The following is a 26695-nucleotide window of genomic DNA, read 5'->3' as shown; positions in this document are numbered from 1 at the left end:
CTAGCCCTCCAGCCGCGCCACGATGGCTTCGGCCAGCCGCACGCAGCTCAGCGGGGCGCAGCCTTCGGCGTTGTTGCTGACGATGACGATGGCGGGCTGCCCGGCGCGCAGCGTGCGCGCCACCACGTCGGCGATCGCGTCGCGGGTGTCGGGATCGTCGTCGACGATGCGGTCGAACGGCGCATAGCGCTTCTCCGCATAGGCATAGGGGCGGCCCGCATGCAGCATCCAGCGCAGCACCAGCGGGCCTGCCCCGGCTTCGTCCATCAGCGCCTGCGCCGCGGCCTGGCGCGGCACCGGTGGCAGCCGGTCGCGCGCCGACAGGCAGAAGCGCACGCCGTGGCGGCGCAGCAGCCGGATGTAGCGCGGCGTCAGCAGGGCCGGGTCGCGCAGCTCGACGGCATAGGCGGCGTGCGGCGTCAGCGCCGGATCCAGCGCCGGCAGCGCGCCGAGGAAGGCGTCGAGCCGCTCCAGGAATACCGCGCTGTCGGCCAGCGGGCCCATCGGCGACAGCTGGAACAGCAGCGGCCCGCACTTGTGCCCCAGGCCGCTGGTGGCCGGCACGATGAAGTCGCGCGCCGCGATCTCTGCATCCAGGAAGGCGGCGTTGGCCAGCCGGCCGGCACCGTCCGGGCCGCGCAGCCAGGCGTCGCAGACGCTGGCCGGGGCCTTGACCAGGAAGCGGAAACCCTCGGGCACCTGCGCGGCGTACGACAGGTAGTCGGCCAGCGGGATCGGCCCGTAGAAGCCGCGGTCGATGCCGGCAGCGCGCAGCAGCGGGTGCCGCGAATAGGCGGCCAGGCCCTTGCGCGACAGCAGGCTGTCGCCGTACTCGCCGTCGTAGACATGCCCGTTCCAGCCGGGATAGGCCCAGGACGAGGTACCGAAATACAGGTGCGGCGGCAGCCGCGCGGCCAGCGCCTGCAGCGCCGGCGCGGCCGGGAACGGCTGCACGCTCTTGCCACGCGCCGGTTTGCCTGGGGAGTCCGGTTCGGCGGCCGCGCCGGCTGGCGTCGCGGGCCGCCCGGGAGTAGCCGCGGGGGCGGGCAGGGGCAGCCCGCCAAAGAGGTCTTCAGTCAATCGCCTGGGTTGCCTTCAGTCGTTGCCGCCGATGGGCTGGTCGTAGATATAGCGGCGCGACCACGGCAGCGAGTCGGCCTGCAGCCCGGACTTGTGGCACACCACCTGGTAGATCGACATCTTCTCGGTCTCGAAGGCATGCGCGCAGCCGGCCAGGTACACGCGCCAGATGCGGTACTTTTTCTCGCCCACCATGCTGCGGATGGTGTCGCCGCGCGCCTCGAAGTTGTCGGCCCAGTGGTGCAGCGTGCGCGCGTAGTGCCGGCGCAGCAGCTCGACGTCGAAGGCTTCCAGGCCGCCCTGCTGCAGCGTGCGCAGCACCAGCCCGATATGCGGCAGCTCGCCCTGCGGGAACACGTAGCGGTCCATGAACTCGGCACCGTCCATCGGCGTCGCGCCGTTGTCGGGGTCGGGCGAGGTGATGCCGTGGTTCATGGCGAAGCCGTCGTCGGCCAGCAGTTCGCGGATGCGTCCGAAATAGCCGGGCAGGTTGTCCTTGCCCACGTGCTCGAACATGCCGACGCTGGTGATGCGGTCGAAAATGCCGGTGGTGTCGCGGTAGTCCTGCAGCCGGATCTCGATGCGGTCGGACAGGCCCGCGGCCCGTACCCGCTCGGTGGCCAGGTCGAACTGGTTCTGCGACAGCGTGATGCCGACGCAGCGCGCGCCGAACTTCTGCGCCGCGCGCAGCACCAGCGCGCCCCAGCCGCAGCCGATGTCGAGCAGCGTCTGGCCCGGCTGCAGCCGGATCTTGGTCAGGATATGGTCGATCTTCTTGATCTGCGCGGTGGCCAGGTCTTCATCGCCGTTTTCGAAGTAGGCGCAGGAATAGACCATGTTGGGGTCGAGCCAGAGCTGGTAGAAGTCGTTGGAGACGTCGTAGTGGTACTGGATCGACTCCCTGTCTTGCTGCCTGGTATGCGAGAAGTGCTGCGCCACCTTGTACAGCGCCCCGCCGGCGCGCCGCGTCGCCGCGGCCGAGAAGCCGTAGCCCACCTTGATGATGTCCGCCAGCCGGCCCTCGAAATCGATCTTGCCCTGGACGTAGGCCTCGCCCAGGTTGTCCAGGCTCGGGGTCAGCAACAGCGGCAGGGCCGCGGCTTCGCGCACGGTCAGCGTCACCTCCGGCTTGTCGAATTGCCCGAGCGGGTATTCGGCGCCATTCCACAGCCGCAGGCTGACCGGGAGATTGGCGTTCTCTCGCAGGTCGGCGATCCAGTTGTCGAGTTGCTTTTCCAGGGTTTGCTTGAAAAACATGCGCTTTACCTCCCGATGGTTGCGGCACACGCTTCGGCGGACGCATCCGGCAAGGAGAATCACCGCGCAAACCTTGCCCGATCCGTCGCGAGCGCTGCAAGAAAAGAGTAGCCAAGCGACGCCTGTCTCACTTTAGTCCAATTCCGCAGGCCGTGCAGCGCACCGCCGGAAGACCCTGCGGTCGTCCCGGGAGAGGCGTAGAGGCAGCGGACGCGCGCGGCGTCCGCCGGCCGGCTCAGGGCGACAGCCGCACGATCTGCCAGCCCGTGCCCGGCTGGAGCCGGTAGGCGATGCGGTCGTGCAGGCGGGACGGACGGCCCTGCCAGAATTCCAGTGCGGTCGGCACCAGGCGGTAGCCGCCCCAGTAGGGCGGGCGCGGCGGGTTTTCGCCGAATTTGCTGCGGTATTCCTGCTCGCGCTGCTCGAGCACGTCGCGGCCGGGGACCTCGCGGCTCTGCGCGGAAGCCCAGGCGCCCACGCGCGAGCCCAGCGGACGCGTGGCGAAATAGGCGTCGCTTTCATCGTCGGAAACCTTCTCGACGCGGCCTTCGACGCGCACCTGGCGTTCCAGCTGGACCCAGTGGAACAGCAGCGCGGCGCGCGGATTTGCCGCCAGGTCCAGGCCCTTGCGGCTTTCATAGTTGGTGAAGAAGGTGAAGCCGCGGTCATCGATGCCCTTGAGCAGCACGATGCGCGCGGAGGGCTGGCCGTCGGCGTCGACCGTGGCCAGGGACATGGCATTGGGCTCCGGCAGCTTGGCCGTGACCGCTTCGTCGAACCAGCGCTTGAACTGGCTCATGGGGTCGGGGGCCACGTCGGATTCGGACAGCGCGCCCAGCACGTAGGTGCGGCGCAGGTCGGCAAGTTGGGTCATGTCGCAATCATCAGGGAATCGGTCTGGAAGCGCGGTGCGCCCGGGGGCGGGGCCGCAGGTCCGGCTGATTCGAGTATAGCGAATGCATCGGGGGCCGCATTTGCGCGGCGACAAGCGGTATCGGTCTCGCCACCCGTGCGTGTCAGCCGCCCGTGGCGGAGCTGGCCGGCGGCGCCAGCGCCTTGCGTCCCTGGCGCCGCGAATAGTAGCCCGCCGCCCCCATCGCGCCCGCCATCGACAGGAAAATCGGCAGCATGCCCAGCGCCGTGCCGACCACGCCGAAGGTCAGCGGCCAGACCACCTGGCTGGTGTTCAGCACCGCCGAGCGCAGGCCCAGCGCCTCGCCGGCGCGGCCGTGCGGCGACGCGGTGTGCAGGATGTTCATGACATTGGGCTGCGCGCTGCCTAGCGCCAGGCCCAGCACGAAGGCCAGTACGCACATCAGCCAGAAGTGCGCGACGAAGGGGTAGGCCAGGTAGGCCAGCGCTCCCACCAGCAGGGCGGCGCGGATGATTTTCCATTCCGACAGCCGGCGCGACACCGCCGGCATCGCCACGCGGATGGCAAAGGTGGCAATGGCGAACGTGCCCAGCACCCAGCCGATCGACGACGGCGACAGCCCGATGCGCGAGCCCTGGATCGGGATCAGGAACGCGTGCAGGTCCCATGCGGCCGACAGCACCGCGCTGGCGACGAAGACCGCGCGCAGTTCGGGGTGCTGCAGCAGGTCCAGCGTCGAGCGGCGGCTGCCGTCCTCGATGGCGATGCGCCCGGCGTTGCCGCCTTGCGCGGGCAGACGCGGACGCACCCATTGCAGGCCGGCCTGGCCCGCCAGCGCCACTGCCACCAGCACCGCGAACGCGGGGCGGAAGCCCGCATGCTCGATCACGTAGCCCATCGCCACCGGCCCAAGCGTGCCGGACACCGACAGCCCCAGCGCATGCCAGGTGTAGTTGCGCAGCCGGGTGGCATCGGTCGAGACCTGCCCGATCAGGAGCTGCATCGCGACCTGGACCAGCATGAAGCCGACCCCGATCAGCGCGCACGACAGGTACAGCGCGCCCAGTTCGTGCCACAGCGCCGGCAGCAGCGTCCCGCCCACCACCATCAGCGAGCCCGCCATCATCGGCTTGCGCGGGCCGATCTGGTCGATGCGCTTGCCGGCGCGAATCGCCAGCAGCATCGGCAGCACCGCGTACAGCGACATCAGCACGCCCAGCGTGACGGTGGAGGCCTTGAGGGAAATCGCGAACAGCGACACCACCACGCGGCTGGCATTGAAGGCCACGTGGTTGCACACCGTCAGTGCGATCAGCCAGGTGATCGGCGGGACGGCGGCATGCGTCAGCGTCATGGGGCGGGGCGGAGCGTTGGTGACCGTGCCTGGTGTTGGCGGGGAGCCGTACCCGGGGCGGGGAATCGGGAAAAAAGGGCCGCTAGCCGGCAGCAAAACAAAGGGCGGCCGCGGCCGCGCCTTTTCAAGGATGCCACACGGGCGAGCCCGCGTCGCAGCCAATGCTTGCCATGCTTGAGCTTCTTGTAAATGGCCGTTTAATTATGCGCCGGAGCGCGTCGCGGCACAACGACAACTTGTGTCAACTTGCCGCAGCGGCGCCAAGTGTTGCGATTTTGTTTAATGCGCGAGGCGCGCACGGCGCCACCCCGATGGCGCCGTGCCGGGCTCAGCCGCCCTGGTAGAAGGACCGGTCGTTGGCCGGACGCTGGGGCGGGCTGGCGGGCCGGGGCGGATCGCGCGGGGCGGCGGCGGGCTTGCCGGGACGCGCTGCCGTGGCGGCCGGCGCAGCGGGCCGGCTGGCGGTGGCCGCCGCGCCGCCACCGGCGGGCGCTTCCGCTGCCTTCGGGTCCTTGTAGGTCTTGCCGGGCGGCGGCGCGGTGGGGCGCTTGCGCAGTTCGGCCAGCAACCTGGCGCACTGCGTGTCCTCGCCGCCCGGGGAGAGGTCGATCAGCGGCAGTACGGCGGTGGCGACCGGCGCCAGCAGCGCCAGCGACAGCGCGCCGCCGGCGCGCAGCGCCAGCACGCCGATATCGGGGCTGACGCGCGGGTTCTTCATGGTGCCGCCGACATACAGCGGCGAGCGCAGCGAGAAGATGCGCAGGCCCTTGGAGTCGGGGTGGATGGTCAGCGCCAGCCGCTCGCTGCGCAGGTCGATGCCGCCGGTGGTCTCGATCACCGCATCCTGCGTGTCGAGCACGAAGGTGCGCGCGCGGGCCACGCCGTCGGTCATGGCGAAGTCGCTGACGCCGCAGTTGATCTGCACCGGCTTGTCGCCGAACAGCTTCGACACCACCAGGCTGCCGACGTTCAGGCCGATGGCCTCGAGCAGGAACTTGCTGACCGTGCCGTTCTCGACCAGCAGCCGCGCCTCGCCGTTGGACGAGCCCAGCAGCGCCGCCACCGAATTGCCGGTGGCCGACAGCTTGGCGCTGCCGTTGAGTTCGCCGATGCTGGCACGCATCAGGTCGAAGGTCGGGAACAGCTGCTTGAGCTTCATGCGCCGCGCGGTCAGGTCGACCATCGCGCCCATGGGCTCGCGCTTGCCGTCGAGCCGCACCGTCGACACCAGGTTGCCGCCGGCCACGCCGAAGTTGAGCGGGTCGAGCAGCAGTACGCCGTCCTGCAGCTTCAGGTGCGTGACCAGGTCCGTGATCGGCAGCTCGGCATCGCGGATGATGCGCTTGCCGGTGAAGTGCACGTCGGCGTCGATCTCGTCCCAGCGCTCGGTGCGGAACGGCGCCACCGGCAGCGCCTTGTCCGCCGGCTGGGCCACCGGGCTGTCCTTGGCCGGGCGGCCTGGCTTGGCGTCGGCGCCGATCAGCGGGGCCAGGTCGACGAAGCGCAACTGGTTCGACACCAGGTTGCCGGCCAGCAGCGGGCGCGGGTCGCGCTTGGTAAAGGTCAGCGTGCCGGACAGGTCGCTGCCGCCGACGCGGCCGGTGAACTTCTGGTACTCGTAGATCGAACCCTCCTTGCGCAGCGTGGCCATCAGCCGGCCGCGGGTCTGGTAGGGCGGCGTCGATGGCAGCACCACGCCGGTCAGCGCGTAGAGCCTGGCCATGCTGTCGCCGGCCAGGGTCAGGTGCACATCCAGCGCCGCCAGGTGCGCCGGATTGGTGACCGTGCCTTCGATCTGCGCGCGCGTGGTGCCCACGCGCACGTCGGCCTGGATTGGGAAGGGCACGTCGGTATTGCGCAGGCTCAGCACCGTGCCGGCCTTGCCGCTGGCGTTGATGGTGGCCTCGTTGTAGCGCCCGGTCGCTTTCCAGCGCACGCCGTAGCGGCCGTCGCCGCCGTTGGCGGGTGCCGCGGAGGCCGGGCCGCCGGCACGCGGCGCCGAGGCCGCCTGCGCGGCGCTGCCCGGCGGTCCGGGCGGCACGGCCGAGGCCTGCGGCTCGACCAGCGCGCCGTCGCGCGCCTTGTCATAGAGCGGCGCGTTGCCGATGGTGTCGAGTTCCGCTTGCAGCGAGATCTTCTTGAGCTGGTCGGTCAGCGCCAGGTTGCCGCGCGCCAGCACCACCTCGCCGACATCCAGCTGCCATTTCGAGGTGCCCTCTTTCGGGCCGGTATCGAAGGTCCAGTTGTTGCGGCTGTCGGCCAGGCGCTCCAGCCATACCGCCGGGCTGTCGATGACGATGGTCGGCACCGCGATCTCGTTGGCCAGCAGCGGCAGCGGGCGCAGCACGAAGATCAGCTCGCGCACGGTCGCCATATTGGGCTGCGCGGCCCAGTCCGGGTTGCCGACGGTGATATCGCGCGCCGACAGCCGCGGCCACGGCACCAGCGTGCGCCAGCCTTTCTCGCCCTCGCCGCGGCGCCACGTCACGGTCAGGTCGCCATTGATGGCAAAGGGGCGGCCGATGGCTTCGGAGACGCGGTCGTTGAGCCAGGGCTTGATCCGGTTCCAGTCGAAGGTCAGGATCACGACCACCAGCAGCGCGATCAGCGCGACCGGTGTCAGGACACTCCACAGAACGACCTTGCGGCGCACGGGCATGAGGCGGGCTCCTGGCTGGCGGGGGCGAGGGCCCGCGGATCCCGCGCGGCGCGGCGCGGCGAACGGACCACTGCAGGTCTATTGTATAGTTGCGCGCTTCCCGTCCTTGTCGGGGACTGGCTGACATCGCCGCCGGAAAATGCCGGATTTTTTGCCCCGGTATGGCCGCGTCCGGCATCGCCCGCGTCCCGAAATCCGCTCCTTCCTGTATGAATGATGCCGCACACGAGCTGGCTGGCCTGCCCGAGCCGCTGACCCATGAAAGCCCGGCCGACGACGACTACCATCGCCGCTTCGGCGGCGTGGCGCGGCTGTACGGCGCCGCCGGGCTGGCCCGGCTGGAGGCGGCGAACGTGTGCGTGGTCGGCATCGGTGGGGTCGGCAGCTGGGCAGCCGAGGCGCTGGCGCGCAACGCGGTAGGCCGTATCACGCTGATCGACCTGGACCATATCGCGCTGTCCAACACCAACCGCCAGATCCATGCACTGGGCGACGCCTACGGGCGTGCCAAGGTCGAGGCCATGGCCGAGCGCATTGTCGCGATCAACCCGCGTTGCCGCGTGACCCAGGTCGACGACTTCGTCACCGTCGACAACGTGCCGGACGTGCTCGGCGCCGGCTATGACTATGTGATCGACGCCATCGACGCGGTCCGCGTCAAGACCGCCATGCTGGGCTGGGCTCGGCGCCAGGGCGTGCCGGTGATCACCTGCGGCGGCGCCGGCGGCCAGCTCGACCCCACGCGCGTGCGCATCGACGACCTTGCGCGCACGATCCAGGACCCGCTGCTGTCCAAGGTGCGCGCCGGCCTGCGCAAGCAGTGGGGCTTTACCCGCGACCCGAAAAAGAAGTTCGGCATCGCCGCGGTCTATTCCGACGAGCCGCTGCAATACCCGGAGCCCGAGCAGCAGGCCTGCGAGATCGACGAGGCACCGCCGCCGGAGGTTCCGTCCGGCTCGCCCGCCGCGCGCGGGCCGCACGGGCTGGCTTGCGCGGGCTTCGGCTCGTCGGTGGCGGTGACGGCGGTGTTCGGCCTGGTCGCGGCGTCGGCGGTGATCGGCGCGATCGCGCGCGGCTGAGGCCATGCGCCGCCACGGCGTTCATGCGTTCAGGCGCTCAGCGCGCGCAGCAGCGCGTCGATGTCGGCCTGCGCCGGTGCCTGGTTGTCGAAAAAGATCAGTTCCGGATAGTCGGCGGGCGCGGGCATAAAGCGCCGGGTCCGGTACGCGTCCCAGTGCGCCAGCTTGTAGGCGTCGTTGGGATTGCCGCGGCGGACGATGCGCGCGTGGGCCTCGTCCTCCGGCAGGTGGACCCAGACCGTGCGCACGGTGGTGCCGGCCGGCACCTGCAGCCAGTCCGGGTCGTTCAGCAGGTGGGCGCGGACCTCGCGCGACAGCGGGCCGATCACGATCACGCTGATGCCCAGCGCCAGGTTCTCGCGCGCGGTGTCGAGCAGGCCCTGGTATTCGGGGTCGCGCAGGTGGTCCAGGTAGGCCGGGCTGTCGCGGTCGTTGGGGTCGCCGGTGATGGCGGCCATGGCCGCGGCGCTGTAGCGGCCGTACAGCGTGTCCTTGTCGAGCAGGCAGAACGGCTCGCCGGTGGCCTGCATCAGCGGGCCGATCAGGCGGTGGGCGAGGGTGGTCTTGCCGGTGCCGGCATGGCCGCAGAAGAAAATCAGTCGTGGCATGGAGCGAAAGACGGTAGGGGTGACGGACCGGCCGCATTGCCCACAGCATACCCGCTCGCTTGCGCCAGATCAGGCCTGGGTCCCGCTGATTCGGTATCCTTGCCGTTTTTCTCCACGCTTGCCGCCGCCTCCCATGGACGCCAAAGACCAGCTTTCCTCCGCCGGGCTGCCGGACCACCTGCACCTGGGCGAACCGGTCACCGACGCCACCCACGCCGAATTCGTGCAGCTGCTGGCAGCGGTTGCCAGCGCCGACGACAACGCCTTCCTGGCGGCGATGGACGCATGGATCGACCACACCCGCCATCATTTCGCCCAGGAAGAGCAGTGGATGGAAGCCATGGGCTTCGGCCCGCGCCATTGCCACGCGGGCGAGCACCAGCAGGTGCTGGCGGTGGCCGTCGCGGTGCGCGACAAGGTGCACAGCGATGCCGAATTCCAGCTTGGGCGCCGGCTGGTGGCAGAGCTGTCAGGCTGGTTCGACCATCACGTCAAGTCGATGGACGCGATGATGGTCGAGCATATGCGCGAAAACGGCTTCACGCTGATCGAAGGCCCTGCCACGGCGGCGTGATCGCCGCGGATGTGGCGTTCAGACCCGGCGCTCAGGCCTGGCGCGCCGCGTCGCGGTCGATCACCACGAAGTATTTGCGCACCGGGTCCAGCACCTGGAACACGCCGGTAAAGCCGCCCGGGATCACGCAGGCGTCGCCGGGGCCGAATTCGCTGGCCTGGCCGCTGTCGTCGCTGATGCGGATGCGGCCGCTGATGATGTGGAAGAATTCTTCCTTCCCCGCCGGGAAGGCGATGCGCCACGCACCGGGCTCGCACGCCCAGATACCGCAATCGAAATCGCCGTGCTGCGCGCTGTAGTGCGTCCAGGTGGTGCGGTCCGGATTGCCCGACACCAGCCGGTCGGGGCGCGGGCGGTCATGGCTGGGGGCGGGTTCGGTCTTGAAGTCGATCAGGCGGGGCGCGGTCATGGCGGCGGGCGAATCGGGGATACGGCGGAACTGAGAATCCGCCAGTTTACCGCGCCGGGCCCGCATCAGCTTCAGTTCAGCGACGTGCTCAGCTGGCGGCGCCAGCGCGACACCACGTCCGGCCGGTCGGCCAGCATCTCGAACACCGACAGCATGGTCCGGCGGCCGATATCTTCTTCGAAGCCGCGGTCGGTGCGCACGATCGCCAGCAGCTGTTCCAGCGCGGGCTCGTATTGCTGCTGCGCGATCATCAGCCGCGCCAGGTCCATGCGCGCGGCGAGGTCGCGCGGATCGGCGTCGATGCGGCCGGCGAGCGTGGCCGCATCGGGCAGGCCGGCGGCGTTCTCCATCGCCTCGATGCGCGTGCGCAGCGCGCCGTAGCCATCTGCCTGCTCAGCGCGCGGCGACAGCGCCGCGAACTCGGTCCTGGCGCGGTCGATGGCGTTGCCGTCTAGCAGGAAGCCGATATAGGCCAGGCGCGGGGCATCGGATTCCGGATCCGCCGCGATCGCATCGGCGAACAGGGTCTCGGCGCCGTCGCGGTTGCCCGCGGCGGCCAGTTCCATGGCATCGTCCAGCGGCGACCGGCCCTGGCCCGGCGCCAGCCTGGCCAGGAACTCGCGCAGGCCTGACTCTGGCAGCACGCCGGTGAACTGGTCCACCGCCTGGCCGTCGGCAATCGCCACCACATGCGGAATGCTGCGCACGCCGAAGTGCGCGGCCAGCTCCTGGTTCTCGTCGACATTGACCTTGGCCAGCTTCCACTGGCCGTCGGCCTCGGCTTCCAGGCGTTCGAGCATCGGGCCCAGCGTGCGGCAGGGGCCGCACCACGGGGCCCAGAAATCGACCAGCACCGGCATCTGGCGCGAGGCGTCGATCACTTCGGTTTCGAAATTCTGCAGGGTGACGTCGCTCATGGGGGAATCCTGGAGGGGGGAGGTGGGAATGGGGATCGGTACCCCTATTGTGAGGGCGAAGTCGCCGAATGCAACGCCAGACCTCAGCGGCGAGCGCCGCGGTGCGGGTAGTCACCGGTTGAAAATAGAACGATCGTTCGGTTATAGTCCTTGACCATACGACAGACCCGGTCCGCGAGACCGCACAGGAGACCCTTCATGCCGATCCCCGCCCGCCCGCATTTCCAGTTCTGGCCAAAGCGCCTGCCGGCTGCCATCGTGCTGCCGGAAACTTCGCTGTGGGCAAACCTGGAGGTCTCGGCGTTGCGCTATGCCGACAAGGCCGCGATCCGCTACTTCGGCAACGCCATCACCTTCCGTGAACTGGAGGCCCAGGCCACCGCGCTGGCGGGCTGGCTGCAGCAAAAGGCGGGCGTGAAGAAGGGCGACCGGGTGCTGCTGTACATGCAGAACTGCCCGCAGTTCATCGTCAGCTACTACGCCATCCTGCGCGCCGACGCGGTGGTGGTGCCGGTCAATCCGATGAACCGCGCCGAGGAATTCAAGCACTACGTCACCGACGCCCAGGCCCGCGTGGCGATCTTCACCGCCGACCTCGCCGCCGGGGTCGAACAGGCCCAGGCCGAACTGGAGCCGGCGCAACGCCTGCAACACCTGCTGGTGACCCAATATGCCGACGCACTGCCGCCGGCCCATGAACATCCGGAAGACGCGCCGCCGGCCTGGCTGACCACGCCGCATCCGTTGCCCGCCGGCGCGACCAAGTGGGCTGACGCGCTCGGCGCAGGCCTGCAGCCGGGCCCGCATACCGCCGGCCCGGACGACATGGCGGTGATGCCGTACACCTCGGGCACCACCGGCTTCCCCAAGGGCTGCATCCACACCCACCGCTCGGTGATGCACAACATCGTCGGCGGCGCGACCTGGTCCGGGTCGGGCGCGGAATCGGTGGTGCTGTCGGTGCTGCCGCTGTTCCACGTCACCGGCATGCAGTACGGCATGAACGGCCCGATCTACAGCGGCGCCACCGTGGTGATGCTGCCGCGCTGGGACCGCGAAGTGGCGGGGCGGCTGATCTCGCGCTACCAGGTCACGCACTGGACCAATATCCCGACCATGGTGATCGACTTCCTGGCCAGCCCCAACCTGGCCGAGTTCGACCTGTCGAGCCTGCGCTATATCGGCGGGGGCGGCGCGGCCATGCCGCAGGCGGTGGCCGAGCGCCTGCGCGAGCAGTTCGGGCTGAATTACCTGGAAGGCTACGGCCTGTCCGAGACCATGGCGCCGACCCACAGCAACCCGTCGGACCGGCCCAAGCTGCAGTGCCTGGGCGTGCCCACCTTCAACACCGACGCGCGCGTGATCGACCCGGTCACGCTGAAGGAGCTGCCGCCCAACGAGATCGGCGAGATCATCGTCAGCGGGCCGCAGGTGTTCAAGGGCTACTGGGGCAAGGAGGATGCCACCCGCGAGGCCTTCATCGAATTCGAGGGCAAGACCTTCTTCCGCACCGGCGACCTGGGCCGCATGGACGAAGAGGGCTACTACTTCATCACCGACCGGCTCAAGCGCATGATCAATGCGTCGGGCTTCAAGGTGTGGCCGGCCGAGGTCGAGAACCTGCTGTACAAGCACCCCGACGTGCAGGAGGCCTGCATCATCGGCACGCGCGACCCGTACCGCGGCGAGACCGTCAAGGCGGTGGTGGTGCTGCGCGCCCATGCCAGGGGCAAGACCACCCCGGAGCAGATCATCGACTGGGCCAAGGACAACATGGCCGCCTACAAGTACCCGCGCGTGGTGGAATTCGTCGAGGCGCTGCCGAAGTCCGGTACCGGCAAGGTGATGTGGCGGCAATTGCAGGAAAGCGAGAACGCACGCAATCCCGCGGCAAGCGCTGCGCCGTCGGCCTGAGTCCGCTTCGTGGCACGAAAAAGGCTGGTCGCGCGACCAGCCTTTTTCTTTCCTGCGCGTCCCGGTCTCAATGCCCGCGCACCCGCATCAGCATCTTCACCATGGTCTTGTAGCCGCGTTCGCGCGCATGGCGCGTCGGGGTCACGCCTTCGCGGTCGGGCAGGTTGGCGTCCGCACCCGCATCCAGCAGCAGCTGCACCGTATCCTCGTAGCGCGCGCTGCCGTCGCCGAGGATCACCGCCTCCAGCAGCGCGGTCCAGCCCAGGTCATTGACGTGGTCGACGGCAATGCCGGCCTTCAGCAGCAGCTTCACCACTTCCACATGGCCCTGCTGGCTGGCCGCGATCAGCGCGGTGCCATGGTAGCGGTCGGTGCTGGCGAGGTCGGCGCCATGCGCCAGCGCCAGCCGGACCATGTCGGCCTGGCCAGTGGCTGCCGCCAGCAGGAACGGGCTGTTGGCGTCGGCATCCTTCAGGTTGACGTCGGCGCCGGCCAGCAGCAGCGTGCGCGCGACCTCGGTGCGGTGGTTCTGCACGGCCGCCAGCAGCGCGCTGTGGCCCCGTTCGTCGGCGGCGCGGGCCGAGGCGCCGGCTGCCAGCAGGCGCGACACCAGCGCCTGGTCGCCGGCGCTGGCGGCGGTGATCAGGTTGCGGTCGAGCGTGCCGATGGCGTCGCGGCGTGCCGGCGCCTGCGTTGCGGGGCTGCGCGACGGGCCCGCCGCGGTCGGGCTGGAGGCGCCGCCCGCCGGACGTGCCGCCAGGGTCTGGCCGCCCTGCGCCGCCAGCAAGCCGCCGCCCATCAGCAAGCCCACCAGCCCCAGCAACTCATTGAGTGCTTGTCTGCGGGTGCGGGTGGCGGGGCGCGTCATGGCGGCAGCTCCTGGGCTCAGACGGTTTCGCGAGGGCTGGCCGGCAGCGGGGCGTCGTCCGGTGCGTGGGCCGCGGCCCGGCCGGCATGGTCGGCATCGGCGGCATCGCCCGCCTGCAGCTGGCGCCAGAGCCGGCCGAGGTAGGGATCGTCGACGCCGTTGGTGGCCAGTCCCAGCAGGGTTTGCTGCAGGTATTCGCGCGCCGGGCCGTAGAGGCCGGTGGCGTGGCGCAGCCGTTCCACCACGCTGGCGTCCGGCAAGCGGCCGGCGTAGGCCTCGTGGGAACGGTTCATGACGAAGGCCAGCGCGCGCTGCTCCGGCGCGCCGGGGGTGCCGACGCGGATGCGCAGCCAGCGGGGATGGTAGGCGCCGGTCAGCATCTCGCGGCGCCACAGCACGCGGAACTCCTGCTCGACTACCTGGCTGGGCACGCGGAACACCATGCCGTGGCAGCAGCCGCCGCGGTCCAGGCCCAGCACCAGCCCGGGATTGTCCCAGGTGCCGCGGTTGATGCGGGAATAGAGGTAGAAGCCGCGGTGGTAGCCGTGCACCGTGGCGCGCTGGCGCTCGGTGTGCACCACCATCGGGTTCCAGATCAGCGAGCCGTAGCCGAACACCCAGACATCGCCGCCCAGCGCGGGATCGTCGGGGCGGCGCGCCAGCGTATCGGCCAGCGACTGCTCCAGCGCGGCCTCGGGCAACAGCGAGGACGCAACCGGGGTGCTGCACAGCGAGGTGCGCAGCCGGTCGGATTCGAGGTCCTGTCGCGTGATGCCCATGCTGCAAGCATAAATCAAAGCGGCGTCCCGGGCAGGCGCGGGAAATGCCACAAGTGGCACTTTTGCTCGGAATTGTCCGAGTCAGCGGTCCGGGTGTGGGCGCCAGACAACGGTCCGGGCCGCGTGCCGCCGTTGCCACCCGCCATGGCCGCGCTCCGCCGCGCCTTGTCGCGGATCAGGACAGCGCGAATTGCACGCCGCTGGCGCCGCCGAGTCCTTACAATGGGGCCTCCATCCAACCCAGGGAGCCTGCGATGGCACGTACGCTTACGGTGGTGTTCGGCAGCGGCAAGGAATTTGACTTCACGATCGGTCCGGACGAGCTGGCCGCGGTCACCGAGGATGCCGCCTGGCGCTGGTTCGACCGGGAATACACCGAACTCGACTGCCAGGCATCGAGCCCGGTGGGCAAGGTGCTGGTGATCGACAAGATCCTGAATGTCGCCAAGTTTTCAGGAGAAACGCGCTTCTCCGGCGATGCTGCCTGGGCGCAGGACTATGCGCGCCATGCGGCGCGGCTGCTGGACCGCGACAAGGTCCGCGTCGATGTCGGCAATGCCGCCATCGGTTTCTGAGGTCGCCCGGGCAGGGCGCCCGGGCTGAACACTTCGGCCGGGATGCCGCTCCTGCTGGTGCGGGAGCGGCGTGGCGCCGGCTCAATTCGCTAGCTTTAGACCGCCAGCAGTTCCACTTCAAACAGCAGCGTCGCGTTCGGCGGGATCACGCCGCCGGCGCCGCGCGCACCGTAGCCCAGGTCGGCGGGGATCACCAGGCGGCGCACGCCGCCCACCTTCATGCCCTGCACGCCTTCGTCCCAGCCGCGGATCACATGGCCGGCACCCAGCGGGAACACGAAGGGGTCGTTGCGGTCCTTGCTCGAATCGAACTTGCGGCCGGCCTGGCCGTTTTCGTACAGCCAGCCGGTGTAGTGCACGGTGACGTGCTTGCCGGCGGTGGCTTCGGCGCCTGCGCCGACGGTGGTGTCTTCGTATTGCAGGCCAGAGGGCGTAGTTTGCATGGCGTGATTTCCTAGCGATGGGAAAGACGTGGACAGGAAAGATGAGCGCAGCGCCGCTGCGCTCAGGCTTGGGCGCGCTGGAGCACTTCCAGCGTCAGTTGCACGTTGCGGTCGTCGTCGGCCACCCAGATATCGCCGTCCTGGATGGTGACCGACAGGCGCATGGCCCGCTGCGCCAGTGCGGCCAGCGCGTCGACGGCCTCCGCCGGAACATTGTAGACGGTGACGTTGCGCAGCTTGCCGGCCTTGCCCGCCATGCCCTTCCACCACTCGCGCGCGCTCGCGGCATTGTAGGTGTAGACGGTCACGCGCTCGGCGCGGGCCGCGGCGCGTTTCAGGCGGGCTTCGTCGGGCTGGCCCAGTTCGACCCAATGGGCGATGTCGCCGGTCAGGCGCTTGTCCCACAGGTCGGGCTCATCGGGTTCGTCCAGGCCGCGGGTAAAGGCCAGGGTCTCGCTGGCTTCGCAGGCAAAGGCCAGCAGGCGCACCATCATGCGCGCGTCGTTCTCGGACGGGTGCTGGGCGATGGTCAGGCTGTGGCTGCCGTAATAGGGCCGGTCCATGTCCGACACGGACAGTTCGGCCTTGAAGATGGTGGATTTGAGCGCCATGAGGTGAGGTGAGCGGCAGGCGCCCCGGGCTGGGGTGCGTACGACGCAAAAGGCCGCATCATACGCGATTCAACGCACGCCATTCAAAGCCGGCGGCTCAGCGCTTGCGGTATTCCTTCAGGTAGAAGCGCAGCAGCGCCGAGACCAGCAGGGTGCCGAGGAAGGCCGCCGCCACCAGCAGCGCCTGGCCCGGCGGGGTGTCGATCTGGCCGGCCACGCCGAGGCGGAACAGCCAGGTGCCGACCATCATCGCCAGGAACGGCATCAGCAGCGCGCCGCGGCCGTAGGTGCGCACCGCCCACAGCGGAAAGCGGCGCAGGAAGTCGCCCGGAATGCTGCAGGCCAGGCAGGCCCCGGCAGCCGCCAGCGCGGCGGCCACGATGTCGCCGGAATGAATCTCGAACATGGTCTCTGTCTCGCGTCGCCGCTCACGCGCACGAAGCGTGGCAGGGATTTTGCAAAGCGCTGATTCTACAAGAGAAATTTGTGGCGCAGTGGGCGACTAGGGTTAGCGCGGAGCGGTTTCGGCGGGCGATGCCTCGACCGCCACTTGCAGCGTCACGATGTCGCCCACTTCGGGCAGGAAGCGGGTCATGCCGAAGGCACTGCGCGGCACTTCGGCGCGGAAGTCGCCGCCGCAGACCTGCCGCCGCACGCCGAACAGCGTGACCTCGCCGCAGCGGAAACGCTCGGCCATCAGGCGCAAGGGCCGGGTCACGCCATGCAGCGTCAGTTCGCCTTCCACGGCGACCAGGCGGCCGGCTTCCGTCAGGAACTGGTTGGCGCGCAGCCGCGCCACCGGGTGCTCGGCAATATCGAAGAACTGTGCCGAGCGCAGCACGCCGTCCAGCGTGCGGTTGCCGGTGTCGACGGAGCCCAGGTCGACGGTCACGTCGAGCGCGCCCGCGCCGCTGTCGGCGTCATAGCTCAGGCGCCCGTCGATCTTGGCGAAGCGCCCGCGCACCGAACTGCGCTCGAAATGGCTGGCCGAGAAATAGACGGTGGTATGGGCCGGGTCCAGCGTGTACTCGACCGGTGCCGCGTGGGCGCCGGCGATGCCGGTGGCGGCCAGGAGCAGCAGCGCGCGCAGGACCATGGCCTCAGTGGACCAGGACCGGCAGCAGGAAGATCCCCACCACGGTCAGGTAGCCGATGGTCCAGCACAGCGTGCGCAGGGTGGCGCGGTCGGTGATGTAGCACAGGGTGTAGAGCACGCGCACCGCGATGAAGGCCATCGCCAGTTCGTCGATGCGGGCCTGCGGCGCCTGCAGGTAGGTGGCGCTGAGCACCGCCGCGGCGAAGAAGGGGAAGGCCTCGAAATGGTTGCGGTGCGCCAGGTCGGCGCGGCGCGCGCGGCCGGATTGCCGTTCCAGCCAGCCGCGCGGGTCATGGTTGTCGTAGCCCGGCGCGCTGGCCTTGGCGATGGCCACCGTTGCCAGCGGCAGGACGCCGGCCAGCAGCACGCACCAGAAAGCGATCGGCATAGTCATCCTTTCGGTTGCGGTGCCGGCGACGGCCGCACGGGGCGGCGCGCCGGCCGGCCGCGCGGTCAGGCGGCGACCACGCGGATCTCGATGCCCGCCAGGCCCACCACCTGGCCGGCGCGGATCTTCGCAGTCTTGCGCGATTCGGGCGCGCCGTCCACCGAGACCTCGCCGGCCGCGACCAGCGCCTTGCCGGCGCCGCCGCTGTCGCACACGCCCGCCAGCTTGAGCAGGTCATTGAGGGCGATGAACTCGCCCTCGAGCGGGAAGGTGATGGTCTGCACCGCTGCCTTGCCAGGTTTGGCCATCACTTGCCCCAGCTGTCTTTGAGGCCGACGATGCGGTTGAACACCGGCTTGCCCGGCGTCGAATCGCTGCGGTCGGCGACAAAGTAGCCATGGCGCTCGAACTGGAAGCGGTCTTCCGGCTGCGCCTCGCGCAGGCCCGGCTCCAGGTAGGCGGTGATCACCTGCTTGGAATCCGGGTTGAGCGCATCGAGGAAGTTCTTGCCGCCGGCATCCGGGTTGGGGTCGTTGAAGAGCCGGTCGTACAGGCGCACCTCGGCCTCATACGCATGCGCCGCGCTGACCCAGTGGATCACGCCCTTGACCTTGACGCTGTCGGCGCCCGGCGTGCCGCTCTTGGTGTCGGGCAGGTAGCTGGCGTGCACCGCGATCACGTTGCCGTCGGCGTCCTTGTCCACGCCGGTGCACTCGATCACGTAGCCGTACTTCAGGCGCACCTTGTTGCCGGGGAACAGGCGGAAGTAGCCCTTGGGCGGGGTCTCGTTGAAGTCCTCGCGCTCGATCCACAGCTCGCGCGACAGCGGGAATACCCGCTTGCCCAGTTCCGGCTTCTTGGGGTGGACCGGCGCCGAGCATTCCTCGCTCTGCCCTTCGGGGTAGTTGTCGATGATCAGCTTCAGCGGGTCCAGCACGGCAACGCCACGGGCGGCGCGGCCGTCGAGGTCGTCGCGCACCGAGCCTTCGAGCGTGCTCATATCGATCCAGCTGTCGGCCTTGGCCACGCCGACGCGATCACAGAACAGCTGGATCGATTCCGGGGTGTAGCCGCGGCGGCGCACGCCCACCAGCGTCGGCATGCGCGGATCGTCCCAGCCGTCGACGCGCTGTTCGTCGACCAGCTGCTTGAGCTTGCGCTTGCTGGTAATGGCGTAGGTCAGGTTCAGCCGAGCGAACTCATACTGGTGCGGCAGCGGGTCGCGGAACACGCCGCTGTCGCGCAGGTGCTCCAGCACCCAGTCGTACAGCGGGCGGTTGTTCTCGAATTCCAGCGTGCACAGCGAGTGCGTGATGTTCTCCAGCGCGTCCGAGATGCAGTGCGTGAAGTCGTACATCGGGTAGATGCACCACTTGTCGCCGGTGCGGTGGTGATGCGCGTGGCGGATGCGGTAAAGCACCGGGTCGCGCATGACGATGTTGGGCGCGGCCATGTCGATCTTCGCGCGCAGCACGTGCTCGCCGTCGGCGTACTTGCCGGCGCGCATGTCGCGGAACAGCTGCAGGTTTTCCTCGACGCTGCGGTCGCGGAAGGGCGAGGGCTTGCCCGGCTCGGAGAAATTGCCGCGGCTGGCGGCGATCTGCTCGGCCGACTGGCTGTCGACGTAGGCGGCACCGCGCTCGATCAGGGTTTCGGCAAAGGCGTAGAGCTGGTCGAAGTAATCGCTGGCGTAGTACAGGTGCGGCTGCTTCTGGCCGTCCTTGCCTTCGCTGTCCCAGGAGAAGCCGAGCCAGTGCACGGCGTCGATGATGGACTCGACGTATTCGGTGTCTTCCTTGACCGGGTTGGTGTCGTCGAAGCGCAGGTGGCAGCGGCCACCGTAGTCGCGCGCCAGCCCGAAGTTCAGGCAGATGCTCTTGGCGTGGCCGATATGCAGATAGCCGTTGGGCTCCGGCGGGAAGCGGGTGATGACGGTCGGCAGCGGCTCACCCTGCTTGTCCTGGCGGCCGGCGTAGGTGCCGGCGGCGAGATCCTGGTCGATGATGCTGCGCAGGAAGTTGGAGGCGGCGGGGTTGCTGTCGGTAGGCTTGTTGTCGTGGCTCATGATGGCGCCGGTTGGCCGGCCGCAAGCGCCTGCAAGGCGTGGGGCCGGGTCGTCGGATTGCGTGGCGGAATGCCAATAGCGGGATTTTACCGTGCCGGCGGCGCCGCACGCGGTGAGCATCGGCTCATTTGTGGTCGGGTCGGTTGCCGGCGCGTGTCGGACGCACCGAAAGTGATGTGTCGGAGTAGCATGGAGACCCGTGCCGGCCGGCCACGGCCGACAGTCATCCCATCGCAGCAGGAACGCCCAGGAACGACCATGAACGCCCCCACCGCCGCGGCACAAGTGCCGCCCATGCCCCTCGATGTCGTTGGCGCGCTGTGGCGCGATGCCGGCCTGCCCCCCCAGGCGCTAGGCCAGTTGCGCCTGAACGGCGCCGAGCCGGTGCTGCCTTCGAGCTTTGCCGTGGGCACCGCTGCGCAGGCCAGCGTGGCCGCGTCGGCGCTGGCCGCGGCCACGCTGTGGCAAGGCCGCAGCGGCCGCTGGCAGCAAGTCAGCGTCGACATGCGCCACGCCATCACCGAGTTCCGCAGCGAGCGCTACCTGCGCGTCGATGGCGGCCCGGCGCCGGAGCTGTGGGACAAGATCGCCGGCATCTACCGTTGCGGCGACGGCCGCTGGGTCCGCTTGCACACCAATTTCCCGCATCACCGCGACGGCGTGCTGCGCCTGCTGGGCTGCGCCTACGACAAGGACGCGGTGCAGGCGGCGCTGGAAAAATGGGAAGCCGAGGCGTTCGAAACGGCCGCGTCCGACGCCGGCCTGGTCGTGGCCGCGCTGCGCAGCTTCGACGAATGGGACCGCCATGCGCAAGCCGCGGCGCTGCGCGGCCTGCCGCCGGTGACGCTGGAGCGGATCGGCGATGCCCCGCCGCAGCCGCTGCCGGCGCCGGTGTCAGCGGGCGCGCAGCCGCTGTCGGGCGTGCGCGTGCTCGATTTCACCCGCATCATCGCCGGCCCCGTGGCGGGCCGCACGCTGGCCGCGCATGGCGCCGACGTGCTGCTGGTGACCGCGCCGCACCTGCCGTCGATCGCGCCGCTGGTGATCGACACCGGCCGCGGCAAGCGCAGCTGCCAGCTGGACCTGCGCGATGCCGACGACAAGCGCACGCTGCACAAGCTGCTGCATGGCGCCGACGTGCTGGTGCAAGGCTACCGTCCCGGCGGCCTGGACGGACTGGGCGCGGGCCCGGAAGCCGCGGCGCGCGCCCGTCCGGGCATCGTCTATGTGTCGCTGAGCGCGTATGGCCACGTGGGGCCATGGGCCCCCAAGCGCGGCTTCGATTCGCTGGTGCAGACCGCCACCGGCTTCAACCATGCCGAGGCGGAAGCCGCCGGCAGCGACACGCCGCGCCCGTTGCCGGCCCAGGTGCTGGACCATGCCGCGGGCTACCTGCTGGCGTTCGGCGCGATGGCCGCGCTGCACCGGCGCGCGGTGGAAGGCGGCAGCTGGCATGTGCGCGTGTCGCTGGCGCAGGTGGGGCAGTGGCTGCGCGGGCTGGGGCGCGTGCCCGACGGGCTCAAGGCGCCCGAGCAGAAGATCGACGACGTGGCCGACCTGCTCGAAGCGGTGCCGTCCGGCTTCGGCATGCTGACGGTGGTGCGCCACGCCGCGCAGCTGTCCGAGACGCCGGCGCGCTGGGCGCTGCCGTCCGAGCCGCTCGGCACGCATGCGCCGGAGTGGCTGCCGCGCTAGTAGAGCGTGGTGCGCTGCCGCTCGGGCAGCTCGCGGTCATAGGCGGCGCCGTCGATGGCATTGCCGCTCAGCGTGGCCAGGATCTCGCCGTTGCTGGGCAGCGACTGGCGCGCGACCTGGGACTGCGCGGCCCACAGCCGCGAGCGGATCAGCGCGCGGGCGCACTGGAAAAAGACCGCCTGCACCGTGATCACCAGCACCGTGGTCGGGGCCTTGCCCTCGACCACGCAACGCGCGACCAGCGCGGGGTCCACGCTGATCTGCGCGGTGCCGTTGACGCGGATGGTCTCGTTGATGCCGGGAATCACGAACAGCAGGCCCACGCGCGGATCGGCAACGATATTGCGCAGGCTGTCGATGCGGTTGTTGCCGCGCCGGTCCGGCAGCAGCAACGTGCGCTCGTCCAGCACCTGCACGAAACCGGGGGCGTCGCCGCGCGGCGAGCATTCGGCCCAGTCCTGGCCGACCGTCGACAGCAGGCAGAACGGTGCCGCCTCGATAAAGGCGCGGTAATGCGGGTGCAGGTAATCGACTTCCTTGGAGAGCGAGGGCGCCGCCGGTTGCGCGTAGAGCGCTTCCAGTTCGGCCAGCGTGGTGATGGCGTGCGGGGTCATGGCAGGCTGGGCGTTGGGGCGAAAGCGCCAATGTAACGCACAAGCTGACGCAAAAGCGCGGCACGGGGCTTACACGGTCACGGTGCCCCGGCCAATTTCCAGCACGCGGCCGCCCACGCGGATCGTGCCAGCGGCGCCATCCGTGTCGACGGCCAGGCGCAGCCGGCACGGGCGGCCGACCGCCTCGCCCTGGTCGACGACATATTCCGAAAGCCCGGCGGACTGCGCGCTGCCGGTGGCCATCAGCCAGCCGCCAAGGTTGGCGCAGGCCGAGCCCGTGCCCGGATCCTCGGCCACGCCGCCGCCCTGCTTGGTGAAGAAGTAGCGCGACAGCACGCGGCCGGGCCGCTCGGGGTCGAAGGCAAAGACGTAGGCGGTCTTGCGGCCCAGGCTGCTTTGCGGCCACGCCGCCAGGCGCGCGCTGTCCGGGCTGGCGCGGCGCACGGCATCGGTGCTGCGCACCGGCACCAGCAACTGGTCGGCGCCGGTGTCGACCCACATGGCCGACCTCAGCAGGTCGTGTTCGCGCAGGCCCAGCAGGCTGGCCATGTCGGCGTCGGAGAGGCCGGCCGGCGCGGTCCTGGGCTGGCCGCGGTGGGGCGCGGTGAAGGTCCAGACATCGCCCTGCGCGGTCACGGGCACCACGCCCGCGGCGAACTCCAGCGTCAGCGCATCGCCCGTGCCGGCCAGTTCGCGCACCACGTGCGCGGTGCCCAGCGTCGGATGCCCGGCGAAGCGCATCTCATAGCCGGTGGTGAAGATGCGCACCCGCGCGCTGGCCTGGTCCGACGGCAGGATAAAGGTGGTTTCCGACAGGTTGAACTGCAGCGCCAGCGCCTGCATGGTGGCAGCGTCCATGCCGCGCGCGTCCTCGAACACGCACAGGGGATTGCCGCCGAAGGTGGATTCGGCAAAGACGTTGAGCAGGCGGAAGGCGTAGGGGGTCATGGCGGGGCTCCGGATATGTTCCGTCACAGTGTACGGAGAGCGGGCCGGCGGGCCATGGACAATTGGTGGCTTTGCGAGCGGGCCAGTTGGATCGGCCGTTTTCTCGCGCTGCGGTTCGCAGTAAGCGCCCCTCGCCCGCTTGCGGGAGAGGGGCGGGGGAGCCCGGCGCTTAGAACCCCACTGCCTGCCCGTCGCGCCGGCTGTCGCTGGCCGCGACGTAGCCGTGGTCGGCGTCGTCCGACAGGCGCCAGATAAACTGCCCCGAGCCGAAATCCATGTAAGGATCGTCCACCGACTTGAGCTGGTGGCCGCGTGCCTTCAGGCCCTCGACCGTGGCCGGGTCCATGGTGCCTTCCACGTCCAGCGTGAAGTCGCGGTTGACCTTCCAGCGCGGCGCGCAGCAGGCCGCCTGCGGCTGCTGGTTGTAGTCGAGCATGCGCACCACGGTCTGCACGTGGCCCTGCGGCTGCATGTCGCCGCCCATCACGCCGAAGCTCATCACCGGCTGGCCGTCCTTGGTCAGGAAGGCCGGGATGATGGTGTGGAACGGACGCTTGCCGCCCGCGACCACGTTGGCCGACTTGGGGTCCATCGAGAAGCCCACGCCGCGGTTCTGCAGGCTGATGCCGGTGCCCGGCACCACCACGCCCGAGCCGAAGCCCATGTAGTTCGACTGGATGAACGAGATCATCATGCCGTTCTCGTCCGCCGCGGTCAGGTAGATGGTGCCGCCGACCTTGGGCATGCCGAAGTTGAAATGCGTGGCGCGCTGCATGTCGATCAGTTTGGCGCGCGACTTCAGGTAGGCGTCGTCCAGCATCTGTTCGGGCGTGACTTCCATGCTGCGCGGGTCGGCCACGTACTGGTACAGGTCGGCGAAGGCCAGCTTCATGGCCTCGATCTGCAGGTGCTGCGAGTCGACCGAATCCACCGGGATCGAGCCCAGGTCGAACTGGTCGAGGATGCCCAGTGCGATCAGCGCGGCGATGCCCTGGCCATTGGGCGGGATCTCGTGCAGTTCATAGCCGCGGTAGGACTTGCTGATCGGCTTGACCCAGTCGGGCTGGTAGTTGCGCAGGTCGTCGAGCGTCATGGCGCCGCCGCACTGCTTGCTGAAGGCAGCGATTTTCTCGGCGATCGCGCCTTCGTAGTAGGCGCGGCCGCGGCTCGTGCCGATCTGGCGCAGGGTCTCGGCGGCGTCCTTCATGGTGAACTTTTCTCCCACCGCCGGGGCGCGGCCGTTGGGCATGAAGGTGTCGGCGTAGCCGGGCTGGTCCTTCAGTTCCGGCACCGCGGCGGCCCACTTGTGCGCCACCACCGGCGGCACGGCGTAGCCGCGCTCGGCGATCTCGATCGCGGGCTCCATCAGGTCGGCGAACGGCAGCTTGCCGAAACGCTCGTGCAGCGCGGCCCAGCCGGCGACCATGCCGGGCACGGTGACCGAGTCCCAGCCGCGGATCGGCCGCTTGGCGAGGCCGTTGGCGTCGGTGCCGTACTTGGCCTTGAAGTATTCCGGGCTCCATGCCGCCGGGGCCACGCCCGACGAGTTCAGGCCGTGCAGCGACTTGCCGTCCCACAGGATGGCGAAGGCGTCGCTGCCCAGGCCGCACGACACCGGCTCGACGATGGTGATCGCGGCGGCCGCGGCGATGGCGGCATCGACGGCATTGCCGCCCTTGAGCAGCATGCGCAGGCCGGCCTGCGCGGCCAGCGGGTGCGAGGTCGAGACCACGTTGCGCGCAAACAGCGGAATGCGCACGGTCGGATAGGGATTGGTCCAGTTGAAGTTCTGCATGGGTAAGTCCTTTGTTCTCGCTGCGCCCGGGAGCGCTCGATAGCGTATTTATTCTGCCGTGATCTTGCGATCCCGGATCAGCTTGCCCCAGCGCGCGCTGTCCTGCTTCACCATGGCGGCGAACTGGGCAGGCGTGCCGCCGACCGGCTCGGCGCCCAGCTTGGCCAGCCGCTCCTTCACCTCGGGCGACTGGATGGCCTTGTTGAACTCGGCATTGAGGCGATTGACGATATCGGCCGGCATGCCCTTGGGGCCATAGATGCCGAACCACGTATCGGAGACGAAGCCCGGCAGGCCCGACTCGCTGACGGTGGGAATTTCCGGCGCCAGCGGCGAGCGTTTCGCGCTGGTCACCGCCAGCGCCTTGAGCTTGCCGTCCTTCACATGCGGCAGGCCCGAGACGATGCTGTCGAACAGCACCTGCACCTTGCCCGAGATCAGGTCGGGCACCGCCAGCGCGGTGCCCCGGTACGGGATGTGGGTGATGAACACGCCCGCCTGCGCCTTGAAGGCCTCGGCGGTCAGGTGCACCACGGTGCCGTTGCCGCTCGAGGCGTAGTTCAGCTCGCCGGGGTGCTTCTTGGCATAGTCGATCAGCTCGCGCACGTTCTTTACCGGCAGGCTGTTGGGCACCACCAGGAGGTTGGTTGCGATGGCGACCTGGCCCACGGGCGTGAAATCGGTCTCGGTGTTGTATGGCAGCCTGGTGTTGATATACGGCCCGATCGAATGCGTGCTGGTGGTGGCGATCAGCAGCGTATAGCCGTCGGGCGAGGCCTTGGCGGCCATGTCGGAGCCGATCGCGCCGCCCGCGCCGGGACGGTTGTCGACCACGATCTGCTGGCCCATGTTGCTGCCCACCTTCTGCGCGATGGCGCGCGCCAGCAGATCGGTCGCGCCGCTGGCGGGGAAGGGCACGAGCAGCCGGATCGGCTTGCTCGGGTAGCTGTCGGCCAGTGCGGGAGTGGCGGCCAGGCACAGGCCGATGCCGAGGCCGGTGCCGAGGCGACGCAGCCAGGATGTCATGGGTGTCTCCGAGAATCAGGCGCAGGGCTATTGATGATCGGCCTTCATTATTCCGCGCCGCCGGTCACAAAGAAAGCTAATATTTCTTTCCGATGTCCCAAGATTTTTTTAAGTATCGAATGCCGGGGCGACGGGGGCGTTCTTTTCCTGGTGTGCATCATGAGTACTGTCCGTTTCCTTCGCACCTTCGTCGCCGTGGCCGAGCACGGCTCGTTCGCCGCCGCCGCGGCACAGGTGGCGCTGACCCAGGCCGCGGTCAGCCTGCAGATGCGCGCGCTGGAGACCGAGCTGCGCCGCGAGCTGTTCGACCGCAACGGCCGCGTGGCGGTGCTCAATGCGGATGGCCGCGCGCTGCTGCCGCAGGCGCGCAAGCTGCTGGCGCTGTATGACGAGATGCGGCTGCCGCTGGCGTCGGCCGAAGCCATGGCGGGCGCGGTCGCGGTGGGCGCGGTGGTGTCGGTGATGGGCGGCCTGTCGCATGCGGTGGCGAGCATGAAGCGCACCTATCCGGCACTCGATGTGCGCCTGGTCGGGGCCAAGTCGATCGAGCTGGCGGCGCAGGTGGAAGCCGGCGAGCTCGACGCCGCCATCCTGGTGGAAGGCGCGGCGCGCGTGCCCGGCACGCTGCGCTGGACGCCGCTGTACCAGGAACCGCTGGTGGCCATCGCCGCGCGCGGCAGCCCGGGCCGGGACGCGCGCGAGGCGCTGGCGGCCAACCCTTACCTGCGCTTCGACCGCAGCCAGCGCACCGGCGTGCTGGTGGAGCGCGCGCTGCGCCGCGCGCACCTGAAGGTCAACGAGTTCCTGGAACTGAACGCGATCGAGGCGCTGGTCGAGCTGGTGCGGCAGGAGGTGGGGGTGACCGTGGTGCCGCTGTTGCGGCGCGCGCGCTGGCGCGACGACGACGCGCTGCGGGTGCTGCCGCTGCTGGTCAACGGCAAGCCGGTGATGCGCCAGATCGGCATGCTGGAGCGACGCGATCATGGCCGGGGGCAAGTGACGGCGGCGGTGCGGGCGGCCTGCAGCGAGCTGTTCGGGGCCTAGCGGCCACCGCGCCGGACGAAAAA

The 26695-nt window shown here is 69.5% G+C and carries 27 protein-coding genes; 6 read left to right on the top strand and 21 right to left on the bottom strand.

The features are described 5' to 3' along the window. The 5 genes from RALTA_RS11130 to RALTA_RS11110 form a co-directional block, all read right to left on the bottom strand. Positions 1 to 1080, bottom strand: coding sequence for a DUF72 domain-containing protein (locus RALTA_RS11130; protein WP_012353531.1), 1080 nt, complete (start codon positions 1078 to 1080; stop codon positions 1 to 3). Positions 1081 to 1095: 15 nt separating this feature from the next. Beyond that, positions 1096 to 2337 carry an SAM-dependent methyltransferase gene (locus RALTA_RS11125; RefSeq protein ID WP_012353530.1) on the bottom strand — a complete coding sequence of 414 codons (1242 nt, stop codon included), beginning with the start codon at positions 2335 to 2337 and terminating at the stop codon, positions 1096 to 1098. Between the two features lie 235 nt (positions 2338 to 2572). Further along, positions 2573 to 3211, bottom strand: a complete 639-nt coding sequence (pdxH, locus tag RALTA_RS11120; protein WP_012353529.1) for a pyridoxamine 5'-phosphate oxidase — start codon at positions 3209 to 3211, stop codon at positions 2573 to 2575. A 142-nt stretch (positions 3212 to 3353) separates the two neighbouring features. Further along, the gene (locus RALTA_RS11115; RefSeq protein WP_012353528.1) at positions 3354 to 4565 is read right to left on the bottom strand and encodes an MFS transporter; all 1212 of its coding nucleotides are present in this window, start codon (positions 4563 to 4565) and stop codon (positions 3354 to 3356) included. A gap of 328 nt (positions 4566 to 4893) precedes the next feature. Further along, the gene (locus tag RALTA_RS11110) at positions 4894 to 7224 is read right to left on the bottom strand and encodes an AsmA family protein (protein ID WP_012353527.1); all 2331 of its coding nucleotides are present in this window, start codon (positions 7222 to 7224) and stop codon (positions 4894 to 4896) included. Positions 7225 to 7433: 209 nt separating this feature from the next. On the opposite strand from RALTA_RS11110, the gene tcdA reads away from it, so the two are divergent. Continuing rightward, positions 7434 to 8303: a tRNA cyclic N6-threonylcarbamoyladenosine(37) synthase TcdA gene (gene tcdA / locus RALTA_RS11105; protein ID WP_012353526.1), complete on the top strand. Its 870-nt coding sequence runs from the start codon at positions 7434 to 7436 to the stop codon at positions 8301 to 8303. 29 nt (positions 8304 to 8332) lie between these two features. Here the strand turns inward: tcdA and RALTA_RS11100 are convergent, their stop codons facing one another. After that, the gene (locus RALTA_RS11100; RefSeq protein WP_012353525.1) at positions 8333 to 8911 is read right to left on the bottom strand and encodes an AAA family ATPase; all 579 of its coding nucleotides are present in this window, start codon (positions 8909 to 8911) and stop codon (positions 8333 to 8335) included. Between the two features lie 133 nt (positions 8912 to 9044). On the opposite strand from RALTA_RS11100, the gene RALTA_RS11095 reads away from it, so the two are divergent. Beyond that, positions 9045 to 9485: a bacteriohemerythrin gene (locus RALTA_RS11095; protein WP_012353524.1), complete on the top strand. Its 441-nt coding sequence runs from the start codon at positions 9045 to 9047 to the stop codon at positions 9483 to 9485. A 31-nt stretch (positions 9486 to 9516) separates the two neighbouring features. Here RALTA_RS11095 and RALTA_RS11090 read toward each other — a convergent pair whose 3' ends face one another. Both RALTA_RS11090 and trxA read right to left on the bottom strand, forming a co-directional pair. After that, the gene (locus RALTA_RS11090) at positions 9517 to 9894 is read right to left on the bottom strand and encodes a cupin domain-containing protein (protein ID WP_012353523.1); all 378 of its coding nucleotides are present in this window, start codon (positions 9892 to 9894) and stop codon (positions 9517 to 9519) included. A gap of 71 nt (positions 9895 to 9965) precedes the next feature. Continuing rightward, on the bottom strand, positions 9966 to 10811 hold the full coding sequence (gene trxA, locus RALTA_RS11085; RefSeq protein WP_012353522.1) for a thioredoxin: 846 nt from the start codon (positions 10809 to 10811) through the stop codon (positions 9966 to 9968). 198 nt (positions 10812 to 11009) lie between these two features. Here trxA and RALTA_RS11080 point away from each other — a divergent pair, with 198 nt between their 5' ends. Then, positions 11010 to 12725, top strand: coding sequence for a long-chain fatty acid--CoA ligase (locus RALTA_RS11080; RefSeq protein ID WP_012353521.1), 1716 nt, complete (start codon positions 11010 to 11012; stop codon positions 12723 to 12725). Positions 12726 to 12792: 67 nt separating this feature from the next. On the opposite strand, the gene RALTA_RS11075 is transcribed toward RALTA_RS11080, so the two are convergent. Next, positions 12793 to 13593 (bottom strand): ankyrin repeat domain-containing protein, encoded by an 801-nt coding sequence (locus tag RALTA_RS11075; RefSeq protein WP_012353520.1) that lies wholly within the window; start codon positions 13591 to 13593, stop codon positions 12793 to 12795. Between the two features lie 17 nt (positions 13594 to 13610). Continuing rightward, positions 13611 to 14372 (bottom strand): gamma-glutamylcyclotransferase, encoded by a 762-nt coding sequence (locus RALTA_RS11070; protein WP_041232174.1) that lies wholly within the window; start codon positions 14370 to 14372, stop codon positions 13611 to 13613. 254 nt (positions 14373 to 14626) lie between these two features. Between RALTA_RS11070 and RALTA_RS11065 the strand changes: the two genes are divergently transcribed. Next, positions 14627 to 14947 (top strand): hypothetical protein, encoded by a 321-nt coding sequence (locus RALTA_RS11065; RefSeq protein WP_012353518.1) that lies wholly within the window; start codon positions 14627 to 14629, stop codon positions 14945 to 14947. Between the two features lie 95 nt (positions 14948 to 15042). Here RALTA_RS11065 and RALTA_RS11060 read toward each other — a convergent pair whose 3' ends face one another. From RALTA_RS11060 to RALTA_RS11030, 7 genes are all read right to left on the bottom strand, one after another. Further along, positions 15043 to 15390: an FKBP-type peptidyl-prolyl cis-trans isomerase gene (locus tag RALTA_RS11060; RefSeq protein ID WP_010813699.1), complete on the bottom strand. Its 348-nt coding sequence runs from the start codon at positions 15388 to 15390 to the stop codon at positions 15043 to 15045. Between the two features lie 62 nt (positions 15391 to 15452). Continuing rightward, positions 15453 to 16001, bottom strand: a complete 549-nt coding sequence (locus RALTA_RS11055; protein ID WP_012353517.1) for a YaeQ family protein — start codon at positions 15999 to 16001, stop codon at positions 15453 to 15455. 97 nt (positions 16002 to 16098) lie between these two features. Further along, on the bottom strand, positions 16099 to 16407 hold the full coding sequence (locus RALTA_RS11050) for a hypothetical protein (RefSeq protein WP_012353516.1): 309 nt from the start codon (positions 16405 to 16407) through the stop codon (positions 16099 to 16101). Positions 16408 to 16509: 102 nt separating this feature from the next. Next, positions 16510 to 17097 (bottom strand): YceI family protein, encoded by a 588-nt coding sequence (locus RALTA_RS11045; RefSeq protein WP_012353515.1) that lies wholly within the window; start codon positions 17095 to 17097, stop codon positions 16510 to 16512. Between the two features lie 4 nt (positions 17098 to 17101). Beyond that, positions 17102 to 17485, bottom strand: coding sequence for an MAPEG family protein (locus RALTA_RS11040; RefSeq protein ID WP_012353514.1), 384 nt, complete (start codon positions 17483 to 17485; stop codon positions 17102 to 17104). 65 nt (positions 17486 to 17550) lie between these two features. Further along, positions 17551 to 17793, bottom strand: coding sequence for an RNA-binding S4 domain-containing protein (locus RALTA_RS11035; protein ID WP_010813694.1), 243 nt, complete (start codon positions 17791 to 17793; stop codon positions 17551 to 17553). After that, entirely contained in the window at positions 17793 to 19550 is a 1758-nt protein-coding gene (locus tag RALTA_RS11030; RefSeq protein ID WP_012353512.1) for a glutamine--tRNA ligase/YqeY domain fusion protein, read from the bottom strand. The genes RALTA_RS11035 and RALTA_RS11030 overlap by 1 nt, the downstream gene beginning before the upstream one ends. Positions 19551 to 19808: 258 nt before the next feature. Between RALTA_RS11030 and RALTA_RS11025 the strand changes: the two genes are divergently transcribed. Continuing rightward, a complete protein-coding gene (locus RALTA_RS11025) occupies positions 19809 to 21245 on the top strand; it encodes a CoA transferase (RefSeq protein WP_012353511.1) in 1437 nt (478 codons plus the stop codon). Here RALTA_RS11025 and RALTA_RS11020 read toward each other — a convergent pair. The 4 genes from RALTA_RS11020 to RALTA_RS11005 form a co-directional block, all read right to left on the bottom strand. Then, positions 21242 to 21859, bottom strand: a complete 618-nt coding sequence (locus RALTA_RS11020; RefSeq protein ID WP_012353510.1) for a pyridoxamine 5'-phosphate oxidase family protein — start codon at positions 21857 to 21859, stop codon at positions 21242 to 21244. The genes RALTA_RS11025 and RALTA_RS11020 overlap by 4 nt on opposite strands. A 69-nt stretch (positions 21860 to 21928) precedes the next feature. Then, a complete protein-coding gene (locus RALTA_RS11015) occupies positions 21929 to 22807 on the bottom strand; it encodes a PhzF family phenazine biosynthesis protein (protein ID WP_012353509.1) in 879 nt (292 codons plus the stop codon). A gap of 169 nt (positions 22808 to 22976) precedes the next feature. Next, positions 22977 to 24602, bottom strand: coding sequence for a gamma-glutamyltransferase (ggt, locus tag RALTA_RS11010; RefSeq protein WP_012353508.1), 1626 nt, complete (start codon positions 24600 to 24602; stop codon positions 22977 to 22979). A 48-nt stretch (positions 24603 to 24650) separates the two neighbouring features. Further along, positions 24651 to 25628: a Bug family tripartite tricarboxylate transporter substrate binding protein gene (locus tag RALTA_RS11005; protein ID WP_012353507.1), complete on the bottom strand. Its 978-nt coding sequence runs from the start codon at positions 25626 to 25628 to the stop codon at positions 24651 to 24653. Positions 25629 to 25787: 159 nt separating this feature from the next. Between RALTA_RS11005 and RALTA_RS11000 the strand changes: the two genes are divergently transcribed. Then, positions 25788 to 26672 carry a LysR substrate-binding domain-containing protein gene (locus RALTA_RS11000; RefSeq protein ID WP_012353506.1) on the top strand — a complete coding sequence of 295 codons (885 nt, stop codon included), beginning with the start codon at positions 25788 to 25790 and terminating at the stop codon, positions 26670 to 26672. Positions 26673 to 26695: the final 23 nt, after the last annotated feature.

This window comes from Cupriavidus taiwanensis LMG 19424, assembly GCF_000069785.1.
Taxonomy (GTDB): domain Bacteria; phylum Pseudomonadota; class Gammaproteobacteria; order Burkholderiales; family Burkholderiaceae; genus Cupriavidus; species Cupriavidus taiwanensis.
Note: the sequence above shows the minus strand (reverse complement) of the source record. Positions and strands in the feature narration are given on the sequence as shown.

What these genes read in the sequence shown, in the direction of transcription:
- RALTA_RS11060 (WP_010813699.1), bottom strand. Translation starts at nt 15,390, where the DNA reads ATGCAAACTACGCCCTCTGGCCTGCAATACGAAGACACCACCGTCGGC.
- RALTA_RS11070 (WP_041232174.1), bottom strand. Translation starts at nt 14,372, where the DNA reads ATGGGCATCACGCGACAGGACCTCGAATCCGACCGGCTGCGCACCTCG.
- RALTA_RS11055 (WP_012353517.1), bottom strand. Translation starts at nt 16,001, where the DNA reads ATGGCGCTCAAATCCACCATCTTCAAGGCCGAACTGTCCGTGTCGGAC.
- RALTA_RS11020 (WP_012353510.1), bottom strand. Translation starts at nt 21,859, where the DNA reads ATGACCCCGCACGCCATCACCACGCTGGCCGAACTGGAAGCGCTCTAC.
- RALTA_RS11040 (WP_012353514.1), bottom strand. Translation starts at nt 17,485, where the DNA reads ATGCCGATCGCTTTCTGGTGCGTGCTGCTGGCCGGCGTCCTGCCGCTG.
- RALTA_RS11095 (WP_012353524.1), top strand. Translation starts at nt 9,045, where the DNA reads ATGGACGCCAAAGACCAGCTTTCCTCCGCCGGGCTGCCGGACCACCTG.
- RALTA_RS11090 (WP_012353523.1), bottom strand. Translation starts at nt 9,894, where the DNA reads ATGACCGCGCCCCGCCTGATCGACTTCAAGACCGAACCCGCCCCCAGC.
- RALTA_RS11045 (WP_012353515.1), bottom strand. Translation starts at nt 17,097, where the DNA reads ATGGTCCTGCGCGCGCTGCTGCTCCTGGCCGCCACCGGCATCGCCGGC.
- RALTA_RS11110 (WP_012353527.1), bottom strand. Translation starts at nt 7,224, where the DNA reads ATGCCCGTGCGCCGCAAGGTCGTTCTGTGGAGTGTCCTGACACCGGTC.
- RALTA_RS11025 (WP_012353511.1), top strand. Translation starts at nt 19,809, where the DNA reads ATGAACGCCCCCACCGCCGCGGCACAAGTGCCGCCCATGCCCCTCGAT.
- tcdA (WP_012353526.1), top strand. Translation starts at nt 7,434, where the DNA reads ATGAATGATGCCGCACACGAGCTGGCTGGCCTGCCCGAGCCGCTGACC.
- RALTA_RS11035 (WP_010813694.1), bottom strand. Translation starts at nt 17,793, where the DNA reads ATGGCCAAACCTGGCAAGGCAGCGGTGCAGACCATCACCTTCCCGCTC.
- RALTA_RS11115 (WP_012353528.1), bottom strand. Translation starts at nt 4,565, where the DNA reads ATGACGCTGACGCATGCCGCCGTCCCGCCGATCACCTGGCTGATCGCA.
- RALTA_RS11015 (WP_012353509.1), bottom strand. Translation starts at nt 22,807, where the DNA reads ATGACCCCCTACGCCTTCCGCCTGCTCAACGTCTTTGCCGAATCCACC.
- ggt (WP_012353508.1), bottom strand. Translation starts at nt 24,602, where the DNA reads ATGCAGAACTTCAACTGGACCAATCCCTATCCGACCGTGCGCATTCCG.
- RALTA_RS11005 (WP_012353507.1), bottom strand. Translation starts at nt 25,628, where the DNA reads ATGACATCCTGGCTGCGTCGCCTCGGCACCGGCCTCGGCATCGGCCTG.
- RALTA_RS11075 (WP_012353520.1), bottom strand. Translation starts at nt 13,593, where the DNA reads ATGACGCGCCCCGCCACCCGCACCCGCAGACAAGCACTCAATGAGTTG.
- RALTA_RS11030 (WP_012353512.1), bottom strand. Translation starts at nt 19,550, where the DNA reads ATGAGCCACGACAACAAGCCTACCGACAGCAACCCCGCCGCCTCCAAC.
- RALTA_RS11050 (WP_012353516.1), bottom strand. Translation starts at nt 16,407, where the DNA reads ATGTTCGAGATTCATTCCGGCGACATCGTGGCCGCCGCGCTGGCGGCT.
- RALTA_RS11000 (WP_012353506.1), top strand. Translation starts at nt 25,788, where the DNA reads ATGAGTACTGTCCGTTTCCTTCGCACCTTCGTCGCCGTGGCCGAGCAC.
- pdxH (WP_012353529.1), bottom strand. Translation starts at nt 3,211, where the DNA reads ATGACCCAACTTGCCGACCTGCGCCGCACCTACGTGCTGGGCGCGCTG.
- RALTA_RS11065 (WP_012353518.1), top strand. Translation starts at nt 14,627, where the DNA reads ATGGCACGTACGCTTACGGTGGTGTTCGGCAGCGGCAAGGAATTTGAC.
- RALTA_RS11125 (WP_012353530.1), bottom strand. Translation starts at nt 2,337, where the DNA reads ATGTTTTTCAAGCAAACCCTGGAAAAGCAACTCGACAACTGGATCGCC.
- RALTA_RS11100 (WP_012353525.1), bottom strand. Translation starts at nt 8,911, where the DNA reads ATGCCACGACTGATTTTCTTCTGCGGCCATGCCGGCACCGGCAAGACC.
- RALTA_RS11080 (WP_012353521.1), top strand. Translation starts at nt 11,010, where the DNA reads ATGCCGATCCCCGCCCGCCCGCATTTCCAGTTCTGGCCAAAGCGCCTG.
- trxA (WP_012353522.1), bottom strand. Translation starts at nt 10,811, where the DNA reads ATGAGCGACGTCACCCTGCAGAATTTCGAAACCGAAGTGATCGACGCC.